Source organism: Bradyrhizobium symbiodeficiens (assembly GCF_002266465.3).
Lineage (GTDB): Bacteria > Pseudomonadota > Alphaproteobacteria > Rhizobiales > Xanthobacteraceae > Bradyrhizobium > Bradyrhizobium symbiodeficiens.
This window is the reverse complement of the sequence record NZ_CP029427.2, coordinates 6618877-6641225: the sequence shown is the minus strand read 5'-3', so window position 1 is coordinate 6641225 and position 22349 is coordinate 6618877. Positions and strand designations below refer to the sequence as shown.

Sequence of the window (22349 nt, the reverse complement as noted above, 5' to 3'; positions counted from 1 at the left end):
CGGCTCCGTTTCTCACTTCTGTGCTGCGCGGGCGCGCGCGTCGGCAGCGACGCGCTTGAAACCTTCGTAGTTCAGGGCCTGCGTCACGCGGTACTGACCGACGATGTAGGCGGGCGTGCCCATCAGCCCCAGCGAGTCGGCTTGGGCCAGGTTGCGCCGCAGGAGCTTGGTGATGTCGTTGCCGTGGGCCTGAAAATCGGCATCCAGACGATCCATATCGACCCCAGACTTTGCAATCGCTTCCCGCATCCGCTCGGCGGGTATCTTCGGCCCGGGAATTCCCATCATCGCGAGATGCGCGGCGTCGTAGCGGTTCTGGTACTTCGCGGCCAGCGCCCACTGCGCACCCTTGATGGAATCCGGCGTGAGGATCGGCCAATCCTTGTAGACGAGGCGAATCTTGCCGTCGGTCTTCACCAGCCGCTCGAGTTCGGGCTCCGCCTTTTTGCAGAAGGGACAGTTGTAATCGAAGAAGACCACGATCGTCAGATCGCCCTTCGGATTGCCCGCAATGGGCGCGGCCGGGTCGTAAAGAATGGCTTCGCGAGATATGTCCGCCTTGGTGGGAGCGTCGTCGGCGTGCGCTGGGCCGACCATGTAGCGGATGCCCGCGACGGCGAACATCTGGGCGAGCGTGCGCCTGGAGATATGCTGAAGCATGTTGTCTTCCTTATTCCGGGAGTTGAGGTCAGTCGGCCGAGGTGGCCGCCGTCAGTTTTCCGAGCAGGGCGTCGGCATCGACGGCACCGATGATCTTGACCGCGGGATCGACATTTCCATGTGTGCCGAACAGCAGGATCGTTGGCGGCCCGACGATGTCGAAGCGCTTCATAAGGGCTCGGCTCGCCTCGTTGACGACGGTCACGTCAGCACGAACCATTCTGAAATCTTGCAGCTGCGCACGTACTTCAGGCGTGCGCAGGACGGCATCCATGACCCTGCATTCGACACACCACTCGGCGGAAAAATCGAGCAAGAGGGGCTTTCCGTCCGTGCGGGCAGCGGCGAGTTCGTCGTGCAGTGCGGCGACCGATCGAATCGTTCGGACTGGGGGTTCGGATGCGGTCTGGCGGGTCACGAACCGATCCAGAATGCGGGTCGCGTCGAGGCTGTCGTCGCCTGCCGATCCGATCATCAGGGCCGAACCGATGAGGAGCGCGATGCTCGCCAGGCCCATGGAAGCAAAGCGCCATCGGCCTTGCACCATCAGGAATTGGGTTCCGAAATAGACGGAGACGCCGGTCGCGAGCCCGCCCCAGAGCTGCAGCGTAGTCTGCTGCGACAGAACGCGAGAGAAGATCGAGATCGCGACGGCCAGCAGGAAGAACCCGAAGGCATGCCTGACGCGGACGAGCCAGGGGCCAGGCTTCGGCAGGAAACGTGGGCCCAGCGCCCCGAAGACGAGAAGCGGCATTCCCATGCCGACGCCGAACACGAAAAGCGCAGCCATGCCACGCACGACATCGCCGGTCCGCGCGACGTACAGCAGAGCGGTGGCGAGCGGAGGTGTCACGCAGGGGCCGGCGATCAGCGCCGCCCCAAATCCGAGAACGGCGGCGGCGGCCAACGGCCCGCGACTTCCGTCGGATGCCGCGCCCGATATCCGCTCGACGAAGGAGGTCGGCAGCTGGATCTCGAACAGGCCGAACATGGATAGCGACAGGATGACGAGAACGGCGCTCATTGCGCCGAGCGCGATCGGCGTCTGCAGCAGGATCTGCAGGTTCTCTCCGGATCCGGACCAGGCCGCGAACGCGCCCAGTGCCGCATAGGCCGAGGCCGACGCGCCGACGAACGCTGCCGCGAGAACGAGACCGCGACCGAACGAAAGATGTTCCTGCGATCGCGCCATCAGGCCGAAGAAGATCGGCACCAGCGGGAAAGTGCAGGGTGAGAACGACAACAGAACGCCGAAGCCGAAGAACGAGACCAGCATGCCGCCGAGCGTCACCCAGGAGGAGGTGTCCCGGTCAGGGGTTGGCGCGGCGTTCGTCGAAAGGCTATCGTCCGAGGCGCCCGCGACGTCCGGCGCGTCCACGAATTCTGACGAGGATCGGGATAAGGCCGCGCCGTTTTCGTCTCGATCCTTGATTGCCAGCGTCTGCAGGTCGATCGTCTTGGCGACGGGCGGGTAGCAGATTTGGTATTGCTCCGCACAGCCCTGATAAGTCACTGCGATCTCGCGCAGCCCTCGCAGATCGGCAGATGTGATCTGGGCTTTCGCGGAATTCCGATAGATCTCCTGCGGCCCGAAATCGGGATATTCCTTCGGTTCTCCCTGGGTCGTTTGGACTGCGACAGGGGTCCCGGGGGGCATCGCGTTCTTGGCGACGATCATCGCGCGGTAGAGATAGCTGCCTGGCCCTATCGCCCAAGTGAGCGACAGCCCCGCGTCGTCGCGCGAAACCTTCAATTGGAACGCCTCGTCGGCGGAAGGCGGCGTTCCCGCCCCCGCCTGCGCGAGCGGTAACATGAGAATGAACAATAAGATCGATAGTCGCTGAAAGCCCGGCATGTTCGGCGGTGGCCCTGCGTTTTGTGAGCGGATGCCGCGGCTTGGATAGGCTACCTTAAGCCAGCCTTAAGGCTGGCGACCGAGAGGAACCTCGGAGGTGCTGATGCGCATACTTGTGGTCGAAGACGATCCGATCCTGGCCGACGGTCTGCGAGCGGGTCTGTCATTGACGGGTGCGACGGTCGACGCGGTTGAAACTTGCGAGGACGCCGACCACGCGCTCGCGGCGTCGCGCTACTCCGCGGTCGTGCTCGACATCATGCTGCCGGATGGAAGCGGTCTGGATCTGCTGCGCAGGCTCCGGGGTCGGCGGGACGCAACGCCCGTCCTGCTCCTCACCGCGCGGGACAGCGTCGGCGACAAGATTTCGGGACTCGATTCTGGGGCCGACGACTATCTGGTGAAACCATTCGATCTCGATGAACTGGCAGCGCGCCTGCGCGCCATTGTCCGCCGGGAAGGCGGTCGTGCGGCTCCGGTCATGACCCACGGCGCCATTGTGCTCTCGCCGGCTGATCTCTCGGTGACCGTCGCAGGCGAGCCGATCAACCTGTCGCGTCGCGAGTTCGCGATCCTGGCGGCTCTGATGGAGCGTCCGGAGCAGGTCCGTTCGCGCGCCGAACTTGAGGAGCGCCTCTATGGATGGCAAGAGGACGTCGAAAGCAACGCGATCGAGGTTCACATCCATAATCTCCGCAACAAGATCGGCAAAGACGCGATCCAGACGCTGCGCGGCGTAGGCTATCGGATGGGAACGGGCCGATGAGGTCCCTAAGACTGAGATTGTTCGCGACGCTGCTCGCAGCGACCGGGATCGTCTGGTTGGCGGCGGTCGTCTGGATCTACGTCGGAACCAGGGACGAAGTGGAGCATGTTCTCGACACGCGCCTGCAGGAGGCCGCGCGCATGGTGGCCTCTCTGGCATCCGGCTTCGATGCTCTTCCCGGAGCCTCGACATCGGGCGCGCTGCAGCCCCTCGGTAGCTACGAACGTCAACTGTCATGCCAGATCTGGTCTCTCGATGGCCGTATGCTCGCGAAATCGAGCGGCGCACCCGATCAGCAGCTCTCACCCGCCGCCTCAGGGTTCTCGGACCGGATCATCGACGGCGAACCCTGGCGCGTGTTCTCGGTTGAGGACGCCGATCACAATCTCCGCGTGATGGTGGGGGACCGTGTTGGGCTGCGGGAGCGGCTGGTGACCGACCTGATCAAGGGGCTGATGTGGCCCGCGCTGCTGATCGCGCCGCTGCTCGGCGCTGCGATCTGGGCCAGCGTGGGGCAGGGTCTTCGTCCCTTGCGGCAGATGGCCCAGGACCTCGGCGCGCGCGAGCCGGACGACATGCGGCACGTCGAAACCGAACGTGCTCCGACCGAGGTCAGGCCGCTCGCGGTCGCCCTGAACGGGCTTCTCAGCAGAGTGGAAGCCGCGCGTCGGCATGAACGCGAAGTGACCGCCTTCGCGGCGCACGAACTGCGCACGCCGCTGGCAGGACTGAAGACGCAGGCCCAGGTGGCTTTGGCCGCCGACGACCCGAAGGTCGTGCGGGGGGCGCTCGAACAGATCGTGAGAGCCGTCGACAGGAGCTCGCGCCTGGTGCGCCAACTGCTGACGATCGCAAGGCTGGACTCCGAAACGGTCGATGCACCGTTGGCGCCGGTCGCGGTCGGTCCGATCCTCGAGGAGATCGTCGCCGCCACTCCAAGGCACGAACGGACGACGGTGACGATCGACGCCAGCGTCCGGGCCATGGTGCTGACTACGAACGCCGACTGCCTTCAGCTCGCGCTGCGGAACCTGCACGAAAACGCGATGCAGTACACTAGCGAGGGACAGGTCGTCTGGATGGCCCGGGGCAATGCCATCGCCATCGAGGACGAAGGGCCGGGTATCCCCGCCGACGAACTCGATCAAATCGGAAAACGCTTCTTCCGGGGTAGACTGAGGAGCCCGATCGGAAGCGGGCTGGGCCTTGCCATCGTCAAGCTCGCGCTCGCAAAGGTCGGAGCGAAACTCACCATATCGAACCGCGAAGGTGGCAGCGGCACCCGGTCGGAGCTGACGTTCGACGTCTGATCAGCGACCGGTGCCGCGGCATGAACGATCGTCTGGGGCCCTACACGCAGGTCTGCGCGCCGCCCTTGAGTTTCACGGGGATCGTGAGATAGCGCACCCCGTTGGCTTCGGCCGGCGGGAATTTGCCGGCGCGGATGTTGACCTGAATGGAAGGCAGCAGCAGCTTCGGTGCCGACAGTTTCGTGTCGCGCGCCTGACGCATGGCCACGAATTCGTCTTCCGATACGCCGTCTTTGGCGTGGACGTTGTTCTCGCGCTGCTCGCGTACCGTGGTTTCCCACGCGAACGTATCTCGGCCGGGGGCCTTGTAGTCGTGACACATGAACAGCCGTGTTTCCGGCGACAGCGCCAGCAGCCGCTTGATCGAACGGTAAAGCTTGTGAGCATCGCCGCCGGGGAAGTCGGCGCGCGCGGTGCCGTAGTCGGGCATGAACAAGGTGTCGCCGACGAACACCGCATCCTCGATCTTGTATGAGATGTCTGCCGGCGTGTGCCCCGGCGTATAGAGAACCTCGACCTCGAGTTCGCCGACCTTGAACCGCTCGCCGTCGCGGAACAGATGATCGAAATCGCTGCCGTCGGTCTTCAAGTCGGTGGCGTTGAAGATCGGCCGGAAGATGCGTTGGACGTCCTTGATGTGCTCCCCGATGCCGATCTTCGCGCCAGTCTTTGCCTTGATGAACGGCGCGCCCGAGAGATGGTCGGCATGCGCGTGCGTCTCCAGCACCCATTCGATGGTGTTGTCGGCATCTTCCGCAGCCTTCAGCATCGCTTCGACGGATCGCGTATCCGCCTCGCCCGAACTGTGGTCGTAGTCGAGCACCGGGTCGATGATGGCGGCCTTTTTGCTTGCGGGATCGGCGACCAGGTAGCTCACTGTGTTGGTTGGCTCGTCGAAGAATGATCGGATGACGGGTCGTGACATGTCTGGAACCTCCTGATGTCAGCGTCTGGTCGGTCTTGACGGATATATTAGCATTAGCTAAATAAGCAATATCTAAAGTAAGAGAGATAGGCCGATGGCGTCCTCGACGTTCGATCCGGAAACTTTCGAGAAGCAGGCCGTCGAGGTTGCCGCCATCTTGCGGGCGCTCGCCAATGAACGCCGGTTGATGATCCTGTGCAGACTCGTTGAATGCGGCGAGGACAACGTCAGTTCCCTCGCTGAAGCCGTGGGCCTGTCGCAATCGGCCCTATCCCAACACCTCGCCAAGATGCGCGAGGAGGGTCTCGTCACTTTTCGGAGGGAAAGCCAGACGCTCTGGTATCGCATCGCCGATCCGCGCATCGAGCAGCTCTTCGCCACCCTCTACAGGCTGTTTTGCGCGCCTGTCAGAACGAAGAACAAATAGGACCACAGAAGGAGCCAAGAATGTCGCTACCCACCATCAATCCTGCACAAGCACGCCATCTCGTCGAAAAGGGCGCTATCCTCATCGACATCCGCGAACCGGATGAGCACGACCGCGAAAGGATCGTGGGCGCTCGAAACCTGCCCTTGTCGAAGCTCGACGAGGCCGATTTTGCGGCGCATCAGGGCAAGCAGGTCATTTTCCACTGCAAGAGCGGCGCCCGCACACAGATCAATGCGTCCCGCCTCGCGTCGAAACTGGACCGAAGCTGCGAAGCTTTCATCGTGGAAGGCGGGCTTGACGCATGGCGCAAGGCGGGGTTGCCGGTTGAAAGCGAGCGGCGTTGAGCCACGGGCTCAACGCCAAATGCAGATCGTGCCGGACTGATCGTCGCGGCGGTCGCCGCCCCGTTGCGTGGCCGTCTTGATGTGAGCGCCCCGGCATTGCCGGACTACCACGTGCCGTCGCTGCCTGATGGCAATTGAGGAATGCACGATGCTATCCCTGACCCAAGGCGCACTTGGTGTCGCCTCCGGTTCGCTGGTCGGCTTCTCGCTCGGGCTGGTCGGAGGCGGCGGGTCGATTCTGGCCGTCCCGCTTCTGATCTATCTGGTCGGGGTGGCGGATCCCCACGTCGCGATCGGGACCAGCGCCATCGCGGTTGCGGCGAACGCTGCCGCCAACCTGGCGAACCACGTCCGCGCCGGTAACGTGAAGTGGCGCTGCGCCTCGGTGTTCGCGCTCGCCGGCATAGCCGGCGCCTTTCTCGGCTCCACTGTCGGCAAGATCATTGATGGTCAGAATCTTCTCGCCTTGTTCGCCATCGTCATGATGGTCGTGGGCGCGCTGATGCTGAGGGGCCGTTCCGGCGAGGGGGAGCCGTCGGTGAGGCTCAATCGGGAAAATCTGCCGAAGCTTGTGGGCTTGGGCCTCGCCACAGGAGCCTTGTCCGGCTTCTTCGGGATCGGCGGTGGCTTCCTGATCGTGCCCGCTCTGATCGCCGCCACCGGCATGCCGATCTTGTACGCGGTGGGTTCCTCTCTCCTGGCGGTCACCGCGTTCGGGCTGACAACTGCGGCGAACTACGCCGTGTCCGGCCTTGTGGACTGGTCTCTCGCGGGGCTGTTCATCGTCGGCGGCCTTGTTGGAGGACTTCTCGGCGCCCGCTCCGCAACTTCCCTTGCTGGCCGCAAGGGCGCGTTGAACACCGTGTTTGCGGCGCTCATATGCGCGGTCGCTGTCTACATGCTGCTCCGTAGCTTGGGCTGGATTTGATCGATCGGTGCTGATTTTTCCTCAAGGCCGCCTCGACGCGGGGCGCGTTGAAATCGGCCTGCACCGCCGGCGATCCCGGGCGCCGCGTCACCGCCGGCATGGCCGAGCCGGACATCCTGACGGCTTCGTGCCGCGGCCGTAACTGCCGGTTAACCATGGATATTTACGGTGTCGCAAGCCTCTGAACTATGACTGTCAGTTGATTTCGAGTCCAACCCCATGGCGTTCGGTAGCCGCCCATCTCCGCGAAGCATCGCCCCGACGGAGCCAGCGGCTTCGTGGGAAGCGCCGCGGGCTGCGCGCACGAATCCCGAGGGTGCCGCGCCGGCGCTGATCAAGGGATCGCTGACCGTCTCCGGAGCACTCGCGTTCCTGCGGGAGAACGGCCGGAGGATTCTGACGCTGGCGCTGGCGTTGTTCGCCCTCGGCATCATCGCCCTGATGGTTCTGCCGGTCCGCTACGCCGCAACGGCGCTGGTCGTGCTCGATCCCCGGGAGCTGCGTGTCACCACGGAGCAGGACGTCTTGCCGGGTATCGGCCAGGACGCCGCGGCGCTTCAGAGCCAGATCGAGATCGCCAAATCGGACGGCTTTCTCCGTCCCCTGATCGAGCAGCTCAAGATCGCCGATGACGATGACATCGCCGGCGGTCATACCGACATGACGCGCCTGCTCGAGAAGTTCCGCAACCGCCTTGAGATCACGCGGCGCGGGCTCACTTACGTCATCGCGATTTCCTTCACCTCGAACCGCCCCGAGCGGGCTGCCTACTACGCCAACGCCATCGCCGCGGCGTTCGTCGCCAGCCAGGGCCGTGTCCGTACCGAGGCCACGGACGAGGCCGCCGACTGGCTCAAGGACCGGCTGAAGGCGTTGAGCGAGCGCCTGCGCGCATCGGAAGACGCCGTCGCCGCCTTCAGGCTCGAGCACAAGATCCTCAATGCCGGCAAGGATTCGACCACCCAACAATTGCGGGTGACCGATATCAATCAGCAGGTCTCCGCCGCCCGTCTTCGCACCGAGGAAGCCAAGGCGCGCTACGAGCAGGTGCAACGCGATCTCAAGGCCAACGTCGAAGGTCCCGTGAAGCAGGACCTTTTGAGCATGCTGCGCGCGCAACGCTCGACCCTGAATGACCAGATCGCGCAGAAGAAGGCGGTGTACGGCGAGCGCCATCCCGATCTCGCGATCTCCTACAGTCAGCTGGCCGATATCAACCGGCAGATCGAGGTCGAGCGGAAGAAGAACATCGACACTGCCAAGTCCGAATACGAAGCTCAGCGGGAGCAGCAGAACGCGCTGGAAAAGCAGCTCAAGGCGGTCGAGACGCAGATGCTGGTCGACGGCCAGGCGCTGGTGAAGCTGCAGGAGCTGCAGCGCGACGCCGATGCCAACAAGAACATCTACGAGCAGTTCCTGTCGCGGTTCAAGACGACGAACGAGCAGCGTCAGCTGCAGAGCTCCCAGAGCAAGATCGCCTCGCCCGCCATTCCGCCGTTGCGCTCGACCCGTCCGCCGCTCGCTCTGCTGCTGGCGGCGCTGGCGATCGGCTCGCTGCTGACATCGACTGCCGCCGTCGCGATGATGACGAGCATGTCCGGCGGGCCCGCGCCTGCCGAGGCTGCCGTGCACGCGGCTGAGGACCGCCAGGTCCAGGCTCGAGTCCCGCAGCAGGTCCAGCCTCAAGTCCAACCGCCGGTCGCCGCCGCTCTCCGGCCCGAGGCGATGCCGCGGCTCCCTGTCTGGGCCCGCATTCCCGATCTGGCGTCCGCGTCCGGGACTGCGACCAGCACCGTCTGGCAACGACCGATCGCCACTCCAGCCGAGCTCGATCTCGGTCCGTATCTGCGGCCGCTGCTCGAGCGGATCGATCGCGTGCCCGTGCGCGGTTGCAAGGTCGCTCTCGTGCTGTCGGTCGGCAAGAGCGCTGGCGGAAACACCGTTGCGCGTTCGCTCAATCGCGCCGCCGTGAACAGGGGCATGATGAGCGTGCTGATCCGGTTGCAGGGCGAATTCGCAGGACACCAACCGCCGGTGACCGAATGGAACGACGGCTCGACCACGGCTGGACTTCAATCGATCGACGAGCTTCTCAGCGCCGGCCGAAAGGCCGATGCGAGGCCCGAGGACGATATTCGTTCGGAGTTCGACCTGATCATCGTCCATGCCGGCAATCTCGCCTTGCAGCCCGACGCCATCGCGCTGGCCGCGCATGCTGACCTGATCGTCCTGGTGGCGCGCGCCGGCGAGCTAGGGTCGGCAGCGATGCGCCGGGTGACCGCGGCGCTGTCGCAGTATGAGACCGTGCCGATGGGGCTCGTCGTCAATCATGCGCCGACGGGCTCGCAGGCGCCGCATCCCGAGGGCGGCGCATTGGGCCTTGCGGTTTGACGATGGCAGCCTCGCTGCGTCGTCGGCTGGTTGCTGCGATGCTCCTGTCGATCTCGTTTGGTCCGCCGGCCTTCGCCGACACTTGCGTACCCGTTCCGCAGACGGTCGCGCCCGCGAGGCTTGCCGCATTGTCCCGCGGCTTCAATGCGGACGGCTGGATCAATGGCGAGGTGCCAAGCCGCGAATTGCTGCAGCAGTTGCGCCGCGCTGGAATGAGTCACGTCCGGCTGCCGGTGCCGGCCGAGCGTGTGATGCCGCGTTTCGCATCGACGGTCGAGCGCGACGAGACGCTGGCTGTGCTTGTCAAGGCGCTGAAGCAGCTCACGGCGCTCGGCTATGCCATCTCCGTCGATCTTCATCCCGGCGAGCGCTTCAACCGCCTGCACAAGCAGGATCCGGACGCGGCGCTGCGCGAGATGCAGGAGGCCTGGAGCGGCCTCGCGGGAATCATGCACTCCTATCCAGCCGATCGAATCTTCGCCGAGCTGCTCAACGAGCCCGATATCGACGCCGACACATGGCAAAGGCAGGCCGAGACGCTCGCCGCCTTCGTCCGCAAATTGCTTCCCGCCAACACCCTCATCGTCGGTCCGGTCAACTGGCAACGCGCGGACTCCCTGCCGCGGTTTCGTCCGCTGGCGGATACTGATGTCGTCTATGCGATCCACTTCTACGATCCCATGGTGTTCACCCATCAGGCCCATTGGGATTCACAGGATCCGCTGCACGACATCATCGATCTGCCTTATCCGATCAATGCCGACGATCCCAAGGTCCAGGCGATCCGCAGCGATCTGCAGGCGAGGGGCGCGGTCAAGGCGCTCGGCATGCTCGACGTCGCAATCGCCGCTGCCAAGGACAAGCCGGTGGCCGATCGCTGGCTCGCGCCCGCGCTCGCATGGCAGCAGCAGTTCAGGCGTCCGATCATCATCAACGAGTTCGGCGTGCTGAAAGCCGGCGCGCCGAGACAAAGCCGGTTGCGCTGGCTGGCCGAGGTCACCGCCTATGCCAGGGAGCATTGCTGGGGCTGGACGCATTGGGAGCTGGCTCAGGGTTTTGGTCTTGTCGATCGCAGCACCGGCAGGCCCGATCCCGACGTGATGCGGGCGCTGCTCGGCGGTGCGAGCCGGCCCGGCCGGCGCTGACATCGCGCCGGTTCGCTATCGTTAACGAATCCTTACACAGCGGCCCGCTATCGTGCTCCCCGCGCGATGCCAAAGGACGATCGATGAGCGCCGGTTACTTGACCCAGGATCAGTGTGTGCAGGCGGTGACATCGCCGCCGGCCTGGCGCGAGCTGGCCGCGACGTTCTGCATCGCCACGGCCACGATCGGCTGTGCACCTATCCTGCATCTGGCTAATCCGGCTCTCGGCATTGTCGTCGAGGTCTTCGTCGGCATCGCCATCGTGCTGGCGGTCCCGACCTACGCGCCGGCCATCGCGATCTTCGTCCTGTTCTTCCAGAACCTGTTCGTCTCGGTCCTGTCGCCGCTGGTTCCGCTGCCGTCCGATCTCGACTTCATCAAGGGCTACAATTTCCTCGTCTGCTCCGTCATGTGGCTGGCGACGTTCGGCCTTTACGTGCTGGGCCAGCGGAATCAATCGGCCGAGGTGAACCGGATCATGCGCTGGGGTGTCGTCACGCTCGCCGTGGTGTCGCTGTATTTCGCGATCGGCTTCGTCCAGGACGGACAGCCCGCGGCGGTCTATCTGCGCAATATCGTGCTGCCGCTGTTCCTGTTCCAGCTCTCGCTTCTGACCGCCGCGACCTATGAAGTGCGCATCACGCCGTTCCTGGTGACGCTCGCGGTCATCCTTCTGCTGTGCGGCTATGTCGAGCTCGTCTTCCGCGATCTCTGGCTGGCCATCACCAACGGCTATACGTTCTGGGGGTTCGACGAGCTCAAGGCGACCCATTCGGGTGTCTGGGAAGCCCAGATGCGGGCCACCGGCAACGTGCCCGTCGACCTCAAGGACCGCTTCAGCTTCGATTTCCTGAACACGCCCCTGCTCGAGGGGTTCGGCCTGTCGAAGATGCTGCGCATCAACGGTCCGAACATGCACCCGATCAGCTTCGCCTACGGGCTCGCCTTTCTCACTCTGTTCCTGTTTTCGGTCGGACGGCCGCTGCTGGCCCTCGCGGCGTTGCCGCTGCTGGTTTTCTGCAGCGTGAAGGGCGCGCTCATTACGGTCATCTTCGTGACCGCGGCCTGGATCGGGACACGCCTGATCGGCGCCGTGGTGACGTTGTTGTTCGGCTTCCTCGGCATGATCGCCTTTGCGATCCTGGCGATCCGCCTCGGACTGCAGATCGGCGACTATCACGTGATCGGGTTGATGGGCGGTTTGGACGGATTCGTGCAGAAGCCCTTCGGCCGGGGCCTCGGCATCGGGGGCAATCTGGCGGATAGCTATTTCTCCATCGACTGGAGCGCGGCGCAGGCCGCCGGGACGATCGACGGCGCGGTCGAGAGCGCGATCGGCGTTCTCCTGTACCAGATGGGCGTGGGTGCCCTCGTGCCGCTGGCCTTCTATTTCGCGATGGCGCTCAAGGCCTGGCGCCTCTACGCGTCGTCAGGCTATCTGACGCAGGGACTCGCCGGCTTCGGCGTCATGGTCGTGCTGCTCAACGGATTGTTTCAGGAAGAGGCCTTGTTCGCGCCGCTCGCGCTGGGGCTCATGCTCTCGCTCACCGGCCTCGTCATCGGCAGTCATGCGAGAATGCAGGCAGTCGCGAGCGAGGGGACGGAAATCGAGCATGTCGCGCGATATCAGCCGGTGACCTAAGCCGCCGCTCCTGATTGCTGTCGTGGGAACTTCCGCTTTTTCCCGGCGTTGTTCGTGCTCGCCGCAAAAAGGGCCGGTCCCGCCCGATGAAAAATTTTTCCAACGCCTCATTCTCTCCCGACGTGATCGCTATCATGACGGGCGCCCTGGAAGCCGCGGTCGCGAGCCTCCCTGAGCCCGTGCATTCCTCGCATGTCACCACACTCGCCGAATCCATCCTGCGTACCGCCGGTGCTGGCGAGCGCAACGCCGCTGATCTGCAGAGGATCGCCCTGATGGAGCTGCAATTGATTCCGCGCGCGTGAGGAACCGAACATGAGGACCACATTTGCCGCCATCGTCACGTTGCTCGCGACGCTCTCAGCTGCGCGTGCGGAAAGCTGGACGGCGTACCGCATCCCTGAAGCTGGAACATCGGTGGACATTCCCATGTCGCTGTTCACGGAGCTTGCGGGCAAGCCCGACGGCTTCGGTCAGCAATTTCGAACCGCCGATGGTCGGGCCGATCTTACCGTGCAGGCTGTTTCCAACAGCCAGCGTCTCTCGCCGTCTGCGTTCCTGGCCAAGAAGGAGCCACCTTCCGGCATCATCTACAAGCGTGTGACCCCGAAATTCTTCGTCGTTTCCAGCATCAAGCGCGACAAGATCTGGTACGACCGCTGCAATTTCTCGCGAGGCTACGTGCACTGCGTGCTGATCAATTATCCCGCGGCCGAGAAGCGGCAATGGGACCGAGTCGTCACGCGTGTCAGCCACAGCCTGAGCGCTAACTGAACTGCTCAAGAAAAGCTGCCCGAACAAGTCGGGCAGCAGGGGGCGTGAGGTTAGCGTGCGGTCGTCGAGGTGGTCGACATCGTCGGCTTCGAGCCCGGCACATGCGACATCGTCTTGGTCGTCGAGCCGACCTCTTCACCAGCCTTGACCTGGGTGCGCGTATGCGAGCGGCTGAACGTGCCGCCGTCATGAGCCTGCGCCCGGGCATTGGAGTTCATCACGGGGCCGTTGCCCTTGTTCGTGCTGACGCCGGTCTGCGCCTTGCCATCGACGGCAGCGGCACTTCCGCCGGCCGCGATCGACGAGCCGGTGCTGCCGTTCGCCGACGTCGACGTGCCGCCGGTGCCAACCGTCGAGGCAGAGGTGCCGCCCGCCGTAGCCGAGCCGCCGCTTCCGCCCGTGACGCTCTTCTGTGCGAGAGCCGGTGAGGTGGCGGCAAGCAGAGCTGCGATTGCCGCGGTCGCGAATGACGTTCTCATGTTGAATCCTCTTGATGAATCTTAGGGGGACGAGGTCGAAATCGTGCAGCCGTTGACAGTGATGGTGCTCGCGCTGGTCGAGCCAGGCCCGCCCGCGGTCGAGGACGAGCTGGATACGCTGCCGCCGCCCGCCTGCACGTGCACCGACGATCCGCCGGCCGAACTCGAGCTTGAAAGCGAACCGCTCGAGGCTGTCGAACCGGTCGTGCTTGAACCCGATGAGCCGACCGCGGTGATGCTGCCGTCGGCATGTTTTTCGACCGTGACCTTGCAGGTCTCGCCCGATGCCGTCTTGCCGGTCTTTTCCAGGGTGGTTGCCTGAGCAGCGCCGCTCATCAAGCTCAACGCTGCGATCGCAACGATTGATCTGTTCATGCGAATTCTCCTCCAACAAAGACGAAGGAGCGGCATCGCTGCCGCTCCTGGGTCAAGGCATCAATCCTTGTCCTTCTTCATCTCGCCCTTGTTGTGGCCCTTGCCCTTTTCCATGCCCATGTCGCTGGCATGACCCGCAGACGAGCCGGCCGCGCCTACCGTCGAGCCGCTCTTGCCGTCGCCAGCGGACGAGCCGCCGGTGCCAAGGGTCGATGCAGAATTGGAGCCGGTGCCGGCCGCCGAGCCGCCGGTGCCGACGCTCGAACTGCTGGTGCCGCCGCCCGCCGACGAGCCGCCAGTGCCGAGCGTCGAGGCCGATCCGCTGCCGGCCGAAGAGCCGCCGGTACCCACAGTCGAACTGCTGGTGCCGCCACCCGCCGACGATCCGCCGGTGCCGACGGTCGAACTCGATTGCGCAACGGCGAGCGCCGTGCCGGCGAGCAGCGCGGCCGCAGCCGCAGAAAGTTTCAGGATCCTCATGTCGTTCTCCTCCAGTTTTTCAAAAAACGAAATGCCAAATTCAGGCTCGGGATAAACTGGCAATTGCGCAAACGTTCCTGTGTCGGGAGACGTTGACTGCAGATTCTTGCTTGTGCTGAGTTCCGTTGCGCGATGGACCGCACCGCGGTCATTCATTCGTTGTTCATCCGGGCTGAACGCTTGCAGGAATGCACGCAGTGTGCTGCGGCAGAGATCAATTCTCTCGGAACGCTCCGACGATCAGCTGATGGTCGTAGGGCCGACGTGAAGCGGCTGCACGCGCCGTTCGATTTGAGCGAAAGCTCGTTGCCCGAACGGCGCTCTGCGGAGATGCGGCTGTGTTCTGGATCTCCGGCTTTTGCGGTGCCGCTATCGCCAGCGCTTGGCCGGAGTCGTCTCGCCTCTCGGTGGCAAGCAGAGGCGAGGAGACCACGGTCGCGATCTGAGTGGACGTATCGAAGACGATCTTTTCAGGCCAGGCGCTTGCAGAGTGGATGCGGATGATGCTGCGGTCGACGCCCGTGCCCGCAGACATATCGGTGAGCGGCGGCATAGAGCGATCGAGTGCGCATAGCAGCGCGACAACGAATGCGCCTGCAACCAGAAAATATCGAACGATGGGCATCGGATGCTACCGCGCATGAACAAGGTGCGATGACGCGGCGGGCCGCTCCTCCACGGCCCGCCGCGGCGGCGTTAGTCGACCTCCTGGACGACCATGCGGGTCTCGGGGTCGACCAGCATCACGTGGCTGCCGGAATAGACGTAGCGGTACCGGGTGAGCGAAGGACCCCAGTCGCTCGGAACGGTCGCGAGCTCGACGTCGCGCGGCACCGGCGAGCCGATCACGATCTTCTCGCGTGTTTCGACGGGGCGGATCTTTTGTTCGGTGACGTAGGACCGGATCCTGGTGCGATATTCCGGCTCGATCTGCACCGCAGCGCCATGGCCGGCGCCGGTCGTGGTGACGACAGTGGTCTGCGCCAACGCGCTCGTCGACACGAGCAAGGCGGCCGCCGATATCAGTACGAACTTCTTCATCGCATTCTCCCTCGCCGCTACATGCGGCGCTGCATTGAACTTGCCATCCACCGGCCCGTTCCATCGGCGAAGGAACATTTGCCACTTTTTCCCGTTCGGTCTCCGGGAGCAACTGATAGGAGGAGAGGAAAATGCCCATCCTGATTCTTTGGGCTGTGCCGGCCATCCTGGTCGTCGGCGCCGGCATCTATCTCATTGGCCATATGCATTGAACGTGAAGGGCCCCGGTTTCTGCGAGAGTAGAATCGGGGCCGCGTCATCTGCTGCCTTTGAACGAGCCGAGGTTGCACCGACCGCTACGCCGGCGGCAGGCTTCTCGCGTTCGATGGCAGCGGCCCGCCTTCGTACACGTAAGCTCGCCTGTAATCTGCTTCACACGCAGACTGCGCCAATGACGCTAGATGAAGCATGGCCTCGCCGCCGCGTGGCCAACTTCGGAGCTGGCGATGATGGCTGCACTGGCAAAGGCAATATCCCGCGCGACGCGAACCAGTGTCGACGTCGAAACTCTGAAGGTGCTCGTGATTTTTGCAGGCGCCGGCCTGCTGCTCTCGCTCGTCGCCGCGATGATCTATCAGCAGGCCGCCAACGCTGCGTTGTGGTGACAGCGCAACTGTCGGCGGAGCGCTCCCTTTCCCGCAAGCAGGAGAGGTGAACGAGCCACGGCGCCTCAGATCACGCCTTGCCGCATGAGCTGTTGCTCTGATGCAAGCTGGCGACGTCGGCTCGGCCCTGGCCTTCCGTCACCTGAACCAAGGTGATTGCACCGGGCGTGATGATTCCCATCTGGGGCTGGGCGGAGAGGTAGGTGGTGCTGCCGGCGCGCAGATCGAGGCTGACCTTCTCGCTTCCCTGTCCGAACAGATTGCTGCTCAGCGGAAGATTGTTGACCGCAACCTCGTGACGGCCCAGAGGCAGGTCGCAGGCCACGAAGCCGGCAGCCTGACTGCCTCCAACGGAGCGTCCATCGACCGAATAGCTTGGCTGGATTGCGAAACCGAGGGCGGATGAGCGATAGACCACCAGCCGCGCAGTATTTGCCTTGACGTTGTCCGTGAGAGCCGTGCTGCCCATCGGCCCCGACGCACACCCCGCAAGCAGGAAAGCCGCAACGAAAATCCCCGGACGCAAGCCCATTCCAACCCCCTGATTCAGTCCAACAGTCCCCGCGGGGATCATTGGCGACGGTGGTGGACGAAGTCAACCGCGACTTCTGGTCGTGCCGCGCCGGCTCATGTCAGCGCCACCCCAGCGCCGGTGCCACGTGCTTCAGGATCGCCTCGATCGCATGCGCGCAGTAATCGACTCCGAGCTGGTTCGGGATCGTCAGCAGCAGAGTGTCCGCTTCCGCGATCGCCTCGTCCTGACGCAGCTGCTCGATCAGCGCATCGGGCTCGGCGGCATAACTTCGGCCGAAGATCGCCCGGGTCTGCGGGTCGATGAAGCCGATCTGGTCCTCGCCCCCGCGCTCCCGGCCGAAATAGGCGCGGTCGCGATCGTCGACCAGCGCAAAGATGCTGCGGCTGACGGAGACGCGGGGTTCGCGGGCGTGGCCGGCCTCCTTCCAGGCGGCGCGATAGCTACGGATCTGCGCGGCCTGCTGCACGTGAAAAGCTTCGCCGGTCTCGTCGTTCTTCAGCGTCGAGCTCTGCAAATTCATGCCGAGCTTCGCCGCCCACACCGCGGTGGCATTCGAGCCGGCGCCCCACCAGATCCGCTCGCGCAGGCCTTGCGCGTGCGGCTCGAGACGCAGCAGCCCCGGCGGGTTCGGAAACATCGGCTGCGGATTGGGCTCGGCAAAACCTTCGCCCCGAAGTAGGTCGAGAAACACCTCGGCATGGCGCCGGCCCATGTCGGCGTCGCTCTGGCCGTCGGCCGGGCCATAACCAAAGTAGCGCCAGCCGTCGATCACCTGCTCGGGCGAGCCGCGGCTGATGCCGAGCTGCAGCCGGCCGCCCGCGATGAGGTCGGCGCTGCCTGCGTCCTCCACCATGTAGAGCGGGTTCTCGTAGCGCATGTCGATCACGGCGGTGCCGATCTCGATCTTGCTCGTCCTCGCGCCGACCGCCGCGAGCAGCGGAAAGGGCGAGGCGAGCTGGCGCGCGAAATGGTGCACGCGGAAATAGGCGCCGTCCGCGCCGAGTTGCTCGGCCGCGACCGCAAGCTCGATCGATTGCAGCAGCGTGTCCGCCGCCGAGCGCGTCTGCGATTGCGGCGAGGGGGTCCAGTGTCCGAAGGAGAGGAATCCGATCTTTTTCATGGACGTCATTTAATGCCGGGTGAGACGGCGTCAACCACCTGCATGGATGCCGGTGCTTTCCGACGGGATAACTGCAAAATGTTCGGCGCGTTCGACCAGGAGGTTTAGAAAGCTTCGCGCCCGTGGCGTCATCCAGTGCGTCTCCGGATAGACCGCGTGCAGCGGCAGCGCGGCGATGCCGTAGTCCGGAAGCACATGCTCGAGCTCGCCGCTGCGAAGACCGTCGGCGGCATTCCATTCGGGCAGAATGGCGATGCCGAGATGATGCATCGTTGCCTCCTGCATCGCATCGGCATCGTCGACATGGATGGGGCCATTGACCGATGCGACGTGGCGGCCGTGCTCGGATTCGAACGCCCATTGATGCGCCGGCGACATCCTGGAATAGACGATGCATTGATGCGAGCCGAGATCGTCAGGCGTCCGTGGCAGCGGGCGGCCGTGCAAATAGGTGGGTGTCGCAACCAGATGGCGCTGTACGGTGCCGAGCCGGCGGGCGACCAGCGTGCTGGCCTCTAGATGTCCGATCCGCAAGGCAAGCTCGATGCCTTCTTCCACCAGGTTCACGAACCGCTCGCTGAAGCGGATGTCGACCCGGACCTCCGGATAATTCCGCACATATTCGGCGATGATGGGCATCATGTAGCGCCGTCCGAACGACGACGGCACGCCGATCCGGAGCGTGCCCGTGGGGCGGGGCGCCGCTTCTTCGACGCTCGACCGCGCCATGTCGAAACTGCCGAGAATCTGGCGCGCGAGCTCGTAGATCCGGTGCGCCTCGGCCGTCGGCTTGAGCGTGCGGGTCGTGCGCAAGAACAGCTGCGTGCCGAACTCGCTCTCCAGCATCGCGATGCGCTTGCTGATGGCGGGTTGGCCGATCCCGAGCTCCTTGGCCGCCGCCGAGAAGCTGCCACCCTCGAGGGTGCGAACGAAGGCACGCAGGCAGTCGATCCGGTCCATGATCTATTCCGATCCGGAATAAATCATATCCCAGTTATTCCGTAGTGTGCAACACGGCCGATCGTTAGGCTTCCTCAAAACGAGCAATCAGGGGAGGAGACGACAATGGCACGCAACATCGGAATCGTCGGCGCCGGCATCGCCGGGCTGCATCTCGCGCTGTATCTGCAAAAGCATGGCGTGGACGCCACTGTCATCACCGACCGGCCGCCCGAGGATTACCGCGATATCCGGCTCATCAACACGGTCGCACATCACCATGTGACGATCGCGCGCGAGGACTATCTCGGCGTCAATCACTGGACCGATCCGAAAGACCATTACTATTATCACGATCACGTCTTCAATTTCCCGCAGCCGCTGAGCTTTCGCGGTGACTTCTCGAAGCCGAGCCGCGCCGTCGACTACCGGATCTATCTGCCCGCGCTGATGAACGACTTCGCCAGCCGCGGCGGCAGGATCGAATACCGCCGCATCGAAGAGCGCGACATCCGCCCGCTGGTCGCCCGCTTCGATCTCCTGGTGGTGTCGACCGGCAAGGGTCCGCTGGGCCAGCTCTTCACCTACCGTCCGGAGCATACGCCCTATTCGCAGCCGCAGCGGCGGCTGTGTGTCGGGCTTTACACCGGCGTGCGGCAGCCCGATCCAATGAACGTCACGCTCTCGGTATCTCCCGGCCATGGTGAGATGATCGTGATCCCGACCATCACCTTCGACGGCATCGCCAACGCGCTGCTGATGGAGAACGTGCCGGGCGGCGACATGGAGGAGTTGGCGACGCTCAGCTACGACGACAATCCGAAGCACTTCCTGAAGGTGCTGCTGGGCAAGCTGGAGAAGCATCATCCGACCACCTACGACCGCATCGATACCGCGCGCTTCGACCTCGCGCAGCCGCAGGATCTGTTGCAAGGTGGCGTCGTGCCGACGGTGCGCAACACGGTGGTCGAATTCGACGACGGCAAATGCGCGATCGCGCTCGGCGACGTCCAGGCGATCGTCGATCCCATGATGGGCCAGGGCGCCAACGTCGCCTCCTATGCGGCCTTCGTGCTCGGCGAGGAGATCGTCAATTCCGACGCGTTTGACGCCCGTCTGTGCGAGAAGATCGATTTGAAGCGGCAGGACCGCGTGCTGGCGGCGTCGCGCTGGACCAACGTAATGCTGCAGCCGCCGACGGAAGCGCTGGGCATGCTGATCGGCGCGATGAGCCAGAACCCGGCGCTGGCGAACGAGTTCACCGAGAATTTCAACTATCCGGACCGGCAGTGGGACCGCATCTCGACGCCCTCGCGCATCCAGGCCTGGATCGAGCGCATGTCGGCCCCGCCTGAGCCGCTCAGGGCGATCGCGTGAGGATCGATGCGAACGGAAACCAAGATGTCGCGTGCCAATCCGGCCTCGTTCCGCGAGGCCGCCTCGCGCTTTGCGACCGGGGTCGCGGTGCTGACAGCGCTCGACGAGCACGGCCGCGTCTGCGGCATGACCGTGAACAGCTTCGTCACCGTCAGCCTGTCGCCGCCGACCGTGCTGGTCTCGGTCATGCCCGGCCGCATGCACCGTGCGATCTCGGCGACCTCACGCTACTGCGTCAACGTCCTGCCTGATCACGGCCGCGACCTCTCGCGGCATTTCGCCAGCCAGCCGAACACCGGCGCCAGTCCGGATTACGACATCGTGGATGGCCTGCCCCGCCTGTCCGGCTGCATCGCCTGGTTCGCCTGCGAAGTCACGCGTCAGGTCGATGTCAGCGACCACACGCTGATCATCGCCGAAGTCTCGGCGTGCGACTACCGCGACACCACCCCGCTGGTGTTCTATTCGAGCCGGTATCATCTCGGGCCCGGGATTCCCTTCGATCGGTGACGCGCGGATGAAGCCGTGACGCACGCCTCAGGCGCAGGCCACCCAGCCGCGGAAGTGAAGCGGCTGAGCCCGTCGAGATCGTCACCATCCAGGCGTCCACCTTTCACCCCAAGAGGCGCTCAACCGCCCTGAGCGCGACGTCCTCCGGGACTTGATCTGGATCAAGCGTCACGCGATTTGCGGCACCTAGCGTAAAAGTTCTTCGCAGAGGAGGGAAGGCAATGCGGATATCCCGACGCCAGGCGACCATTGGCGGTCTCAGTCTCTTTGCAGGGGCATCATTCAGCACATTGGCCCGCGCAGAATTCGGCGACATCTTGCGCGACTTCGGTGAAGGAGTGGAAGAGTTTGCCGTGGCTCAGGATGCCTACATCTACGGCTATCCGCTGGTGACGATGGAATACACGAGAAGGATCATCACGAATGTCGCGAGCCCGGTGGGCAATCGCGCGCCGATGGGCCAGTTCATCAAGTCGCGCCAATATCCTGACGCTTCGTTCCGCGATGTGACCGCGCCGAATGCGGACACCCTCTACACGACGGCATTCATCGACGTCGAAAAGGAGCCGTGGGTCCTCAGCATCCCCGACATGAAGGATCGCTATTTCCTGTTTCCGATGCTGGACGGCTGGACCGACGTGTTTCAGGCGCCAGGAAAGCGAACCACGGGGACGGGTGCGCAGACCTACGCGATCACCGGGCCGGGCTGGAAGGGTGCGCTCCCCTCGGGCGTCAAGGAGTACAAGTCGCCGACCAGCCTCGTGTGGATACTCGGACGGATCTACTGCACGGGAACGCCGGAAGACTATGCCGCAGTCCATGCTGCGCAGGACGCGTGCAAGCTGGTGCCATTGAGCAGCTACGGCAAGCCCTATACGCCGCCAGCCGGCGAGGTCGATCGCTCCATCGACATGAAGACCGCCGTGCGCGATCAAGTGAATGGCCTGGATGCCGTCGCCTACTTCACACTCCTGGCGCGGCTCATGAAGGCGAACCCGCCGGCCGCAGCGGATGCCCCCGCACTCGCCAGGTTCGCGCGGATTGGCCTCGTCGCCGGCCAGGAGTTCGATCCGAGCAGATTGCGCAACGCGGACTTTGCAAAACGTGTCCCGCAGATCGCCTTCGACCGGATCTTGCTTCAGTTCAAGGTCAACAAGGAGGTCAAGGATATCAACGGATGGGGGTACACGACCAAAACCGGAATCTACGGGACCGACTATTTCATGCGGGCATTTGTCACGGCCATCGGCCTCGGTGCGAACCGGCCGCAAGATGCCGTCTATCCCAGCTCGCAGAAGGATGGGGAAGGCAAGGCCTATGACGGCGCCGCCAAATATGTCCTGCATTTTGCAAAGGGACGGTTGCCGCCTGCGCGCGGCTTCTGGTCGCTGACGATGTATGACAGCAACTACTTCTTCGTAGCAAACCCGATCAACCGCTATTCGATCAGTGCCCGGCAGAATCTGAAATCGAACCCGGACGGCTCCGTCGACATCTATATCCAGAAGGACTCCCCGGGCGCAGACAAGGAATCCAACTGGCTACCGGCTCCATCCGGCAAATTCCAGTTGATGATGCGATTGTACTGGCCGAATGACAAAAGTCCCTCGATCGTCAACGGCACGTGGAAGCCGCCGGCGGTGAAGAAACTGGCGGCCGTCGTTCAGCGCTAGAGAATTTGAAGCCCTGGCGCATCCGGCGATGCATCGATGATGCC

Annotated in this window: 25 protein-coding genes; 15 read left to right on the top strand and 10 right to left on the bottom strand. The window is 64.0% G+C overall.

Annotated features, from left to right (window positions below):
* Positions 1 to 12 precede the first annotated feature (12 nt).
* Together CIT39_RS31320 and dsbD are read right to left on the bottom strand one after the other, a co-directional pair.
* Positions 13 to 648, bottom strand: coding sequence for a DsbA family protein (locus CIT39_RS31320; RefSeq protein WP_162308943.1), 636 nt, complete (start codon positions 646 to 648; stop codon positions 13 to 15).
* 40 nt (positions 649 to 688) lie between these two features.
* The gene (gene dsbD / locus CIT39_RS31315; protein WP_094976452.1) at positions 689 to 2515 is read right to left on the bottom strand and encodes a protein-disulfide reductase DsbD; all 1827 of its coding nucleotides are present in this window, start codon (positions 2513 to 2515) and stop codon (positions 689 to 691) included.
* A 103-nt stretch (positions 2516 to 2618) separates the two neighbouring features.
* Here dsbD and CIT39_RS31310 point away from each other — a divergent pair, with 103 nt between their 5' ends.
* Complete coding sequence (locus CIT39_RS31310; RefSeq protein WP_094977045.1) at positions 2619 to 3281, top strand: response regulator; 663 nt, start codon at positions 2619 to 2621, stop codon at positions 3279 to 3281.
* A complete protein-coding gene (locus tag CIT39_RS31305; RefSeq protein WP_094976453.1) occupies positions 3278 to 4591 on the top strand; it encodes an ATP-binding protein in 1314 nt (437 codons plus the stop codon). Before CIT39_RS31310 ends, CIT39_RS31305 begins: the two co-directional genes overlap by 4 nt.
* Positions 4592 to 4631: 40 nt before the next feature.
* Here the strand turns inward: CIT39_RS31305 and CIT39_RS31300 are convergent, their stop codons facing one another.
* A complete protein-coding gene (locus tag CIT39_RS31300) occupies positions 4632 to 5516 on the bottom strand; it encodes an MBL fold metallo-hydrolase (protein WP_094976454.1) in 885 nt (294 codons plus the stop codon).
* 94 nt (positions 5517 to 5610) lie between these two features.
* Between CIT39_RS31300 and CIT39_RS31295 the strand changes: the two genes are divergently transcribed.
* The 8 genes from CIT39_RS31295 (at position 5611) to CIT39_RS31260 (ending at position 13171) form a co-directional block, all read left to right on the top strand.
* Entirely contained in the window at positions 5611 to 5943 is a 333-nt protein-coding gene (locus CIT39_RS31295; RefSeq protein WP_094976455.1) for an ArsR/SmtB family transcription factor, read from the top strand.
* A gap of 20 nt (positions 5944 to 5963) precedes the next feature.
* Positions 5964 to 6290 (top strand): rhodanese-like domain-containing protein, encoded by a 327-nt coding sequence (locus tag CIT39_RS31290; RefSeq protein ID WP_094976456.1) that lies wholly within the window; start codon positions 5964 to 5966, stop codon positions 6288 to 6290.
* Positions 6291 to 6438: 148 nt separating this feature from the next.
* Positions 6439 to 7218 carry a sulfite exporter TauE/SafE family protein gene (locus CIT39_RS31285; protein WP_094977046.1) on the top strand — a complete coding sequence of 260 codons (780 nt, stop codon included), beginning with the start codon at positions 6439 to 6441 and terminating at the stop codon, positions 7216 to 7218.
* A 219-nt stretch (positions 7219 to 7437) separates the two neighbouring features.
* Positions 7438 to 9609 carry a GumC family protein gene (locus CIT39_RS31280; protein WP_094976457.1) on the top strand — a complete coding sequence of 724 codons (2172 nt, stop codon included), beginning with the start codon at positions 7438 to 7440 and terminating at the stop codon, positions 9607 to 9609.
* A gap of 2 nt (positions 9610 to 9611) precedes the next feature.
* Positions 9612 to 10754 carry a glycoside hydrolase family 5 protein gene (locus CIT39_RS31275; RefSeq protein WP_094976458.1) on the top strand — a complete coding sequence of 381 codons (1143 nt, stop codon included), beginning with the start codon at positions 9612 to 9614 and terminating at the stop codon, positions 10752 to 10754.
* An 83-nt stretch (positions 10755 to 10837) separates the two neighbouring features.
* A complete protein-coding gene (locus tag CIT39_RS31270; protein ID WP_181955126.1) occupies positions 10838 to 12397 on the top strand; it encodes a hypothetical protein in 1560 nt (519 codons plus the stop codon).
* Positions 12398 to 12483: 86 nt separating this feature from the next.
* Entirely contained in the window at positions 12484 to 12702 is a 219-nt protein-coding gene (locus CIT39_RS31265) for a hypothetical protein (protein ID WP_094976459.1), read from the top strand.
* A 10-nt stretch (positions 12703 to 12712) separates the two neighbouring features.
* Positions 12713 to 13171, top strand: a complete 459-nt coding sequence (locus tag CIT39_RS31260) for a hypothetical protein (RefSeq protein ID WP_094976460.1) — start codon at positions 12713 to 12715, stop codon at positions 13169 to 13171.
* A gap of 50 nt (positions 13172 to 13221) precedes the next feature.
* On the opposite strand, the gene CIT39_RS31255 is transcribed toward CIT39_RS31260, so the two are convergent.
* Positions 13222 to 13650 (bottom strand): hypothetical protein, encoded by a 429-nt coding sequence (locus CIT39_RS31255; protein WP_094976461.1) that lies wholly within the window; start codon positions 13648 to 13650, stop codon positions 13222 to 13224.
* A gap of 61 nt (positions 13651 to 13711) precedes the next feature.
* Between CIT39_RS31255 and CIT39_RS31250 the strand changes: the two genes are divergently transcribed.
* Entirely contained in the window at positions 13712 to 13972 is a 261-nt protein-coding gene (locus tag CIT39_RS31250; RefSeq protein ID WP_181955125.1) for a hypothetical protein, read from the top strand.
* A gap of 113 nt (positions 13973 to 14085) precedes the next feature.
* On the opposite strand, the gene CIT39_RS31245 is transcribed toward CIT39_RS31250, so the two are convergent.
* From CIT39_RS31245 to CIT39_RS31235, 3 genes are all read right to left on the bottom strand, one after another.
* Positions 14086 to 14505, bottom strand: coding sequence for a hypothetical protein (locus CIT39_RS31245; protein ID WP_094976463.1), 420 nt, complete (start codon positions 14503 to 14505; stop codon positions 14086 to 14088).
* A 214-nt stretch (positions 14506 to 14719) separates the two neighbouring features.
* Complete coding sequence (locus CIT39_RS31240) at positions 14720 to 15130, bottom strand: hypothetical protein (RefSeq protein WP_094976464.1); 411 nt, start codon at positions 15128 to 15130, stop codon at positions 14720 to 14722.
* Between the two features lie 71 nt (positions 15131 to 15201).
* Positions 15202 to 15546: a DUF1236 domain-containing protein gene (locus tag CIT39_RS31235; RefSeq protein ID WP_094977048.1), complete on the bottom strand. Its 345-nt coding sequence runs from the start codon at positions 15544 to 15546 to the stop codon at positions 15202 to 15204.
* 446 nt (positions 15547 to 15992) lie between these two features.
* Here CIT39_RS31235 and CIT39_RS31230 point away from each other — a divergent pair, with 446 nt between their 5' ends.
* A complete protein-coding gene (locus CIT39_RS31230; protein WP_162848681.1) occupies positions 15993 to 16151 on the top strand; it encodes a hypothetical protein in 159 nt (52 codons plus the stop codon).
* Between the two features lie 70 nt (positions 16152 to 16221).
* Here CIT39_RS31230 and CIT39_RS31225 read toward each other — a convergent pair whose 3' ends face one another.
* From CIT39_RS31225 to CIT39_RS31215, 3 genes are all read right to left on the bottom strand, one after another.
* Positions 16222 to 16683 carry a DUF2846 domain-containing protein gene (locus tag CIT39_RS31225; RefSeq protein ID WP_094976466.1) on the bottom strand — a complete coding sequence of 154 codons (462 nt, stop codon included), beginning with the start codon at positions 16681 to 16683 and terminating at the stop codon, positions 16222 to 16224.
* A 100-nt stretch (positions 16684 to 16783) separates the two neighbouring features.
* Positions 16784 to 17806 carry an LLM class flavin-dependent oxidoreductase gene (locus tag CIT39_RS31220; RefSeq protein WP_094976467.1) on the bottom strand — a complete coding sequence of 341 codons (1023 nt, stop codon included), beginning with the start codon at positions 17804 to 17806 and terminating at the stop codon, positions 16784 to 16786.
* 30 nt (positions 17807 to 17836) lie between these two features.
* Positions 17837 to 18766, bottom strand: coding sequence for a LysR family transcriptional regulator (locus CIT39_RS31215; RefSeq protein ID WP_094976468.1), 930 nt, complete (start codon positions 18764 to 18766; stop codon positions 17837 to 17839).
* A gap of 105 nt (positions 18767 to 18871) precedes the next feature.
* On the opposite strand from CIT39_RS31215, the gene styA reads away from it, so the two are divergent.
* From styA to CIT39_RS31200, 3 genes are all read left to right on the top strand, one after another.
* A complete protein-coding gene (gene styA, locus CIT39_RS31210) occupies positions 18872 to 20122 on the top strand; it encodes a styrene monooxygenase subunit StyA (protein WP_094976469.1) in 1251 nt (416 codons plus the stop codon).
* Between the two features lie 24 nt (positions 20123 to 20146).
* Positions 20147 to 20632: a styrene monooxygenase NADH-dependent flavin reductase subunit StyB gene (gene styB / locus CIT39_RS31205; protein ID WP_094977049.1), complete on the top strand. Its 486-nt coding sequence runs from the start codon at positions 20147 to 20149 to the stop codon at positions 20630 to 20632.
* Positions 20633 to 20853: 221 nt separating this feature from the next.
* Positions 20854 to 22305 carry a DUF1254 domain-containing protein gene (locus CIT39_RS31200; RefSeq protein ID WP_094976470.1) on the top strand — a complete coding sequence of 484 codons (1452 nt, stop codon included), beginning with the start codon at positions 20854 to 20856 and terminating at the stop codon, positions 22303 to 22305.
* Positions 22306 to 22349: the final 44 nt, after the last annotated feature.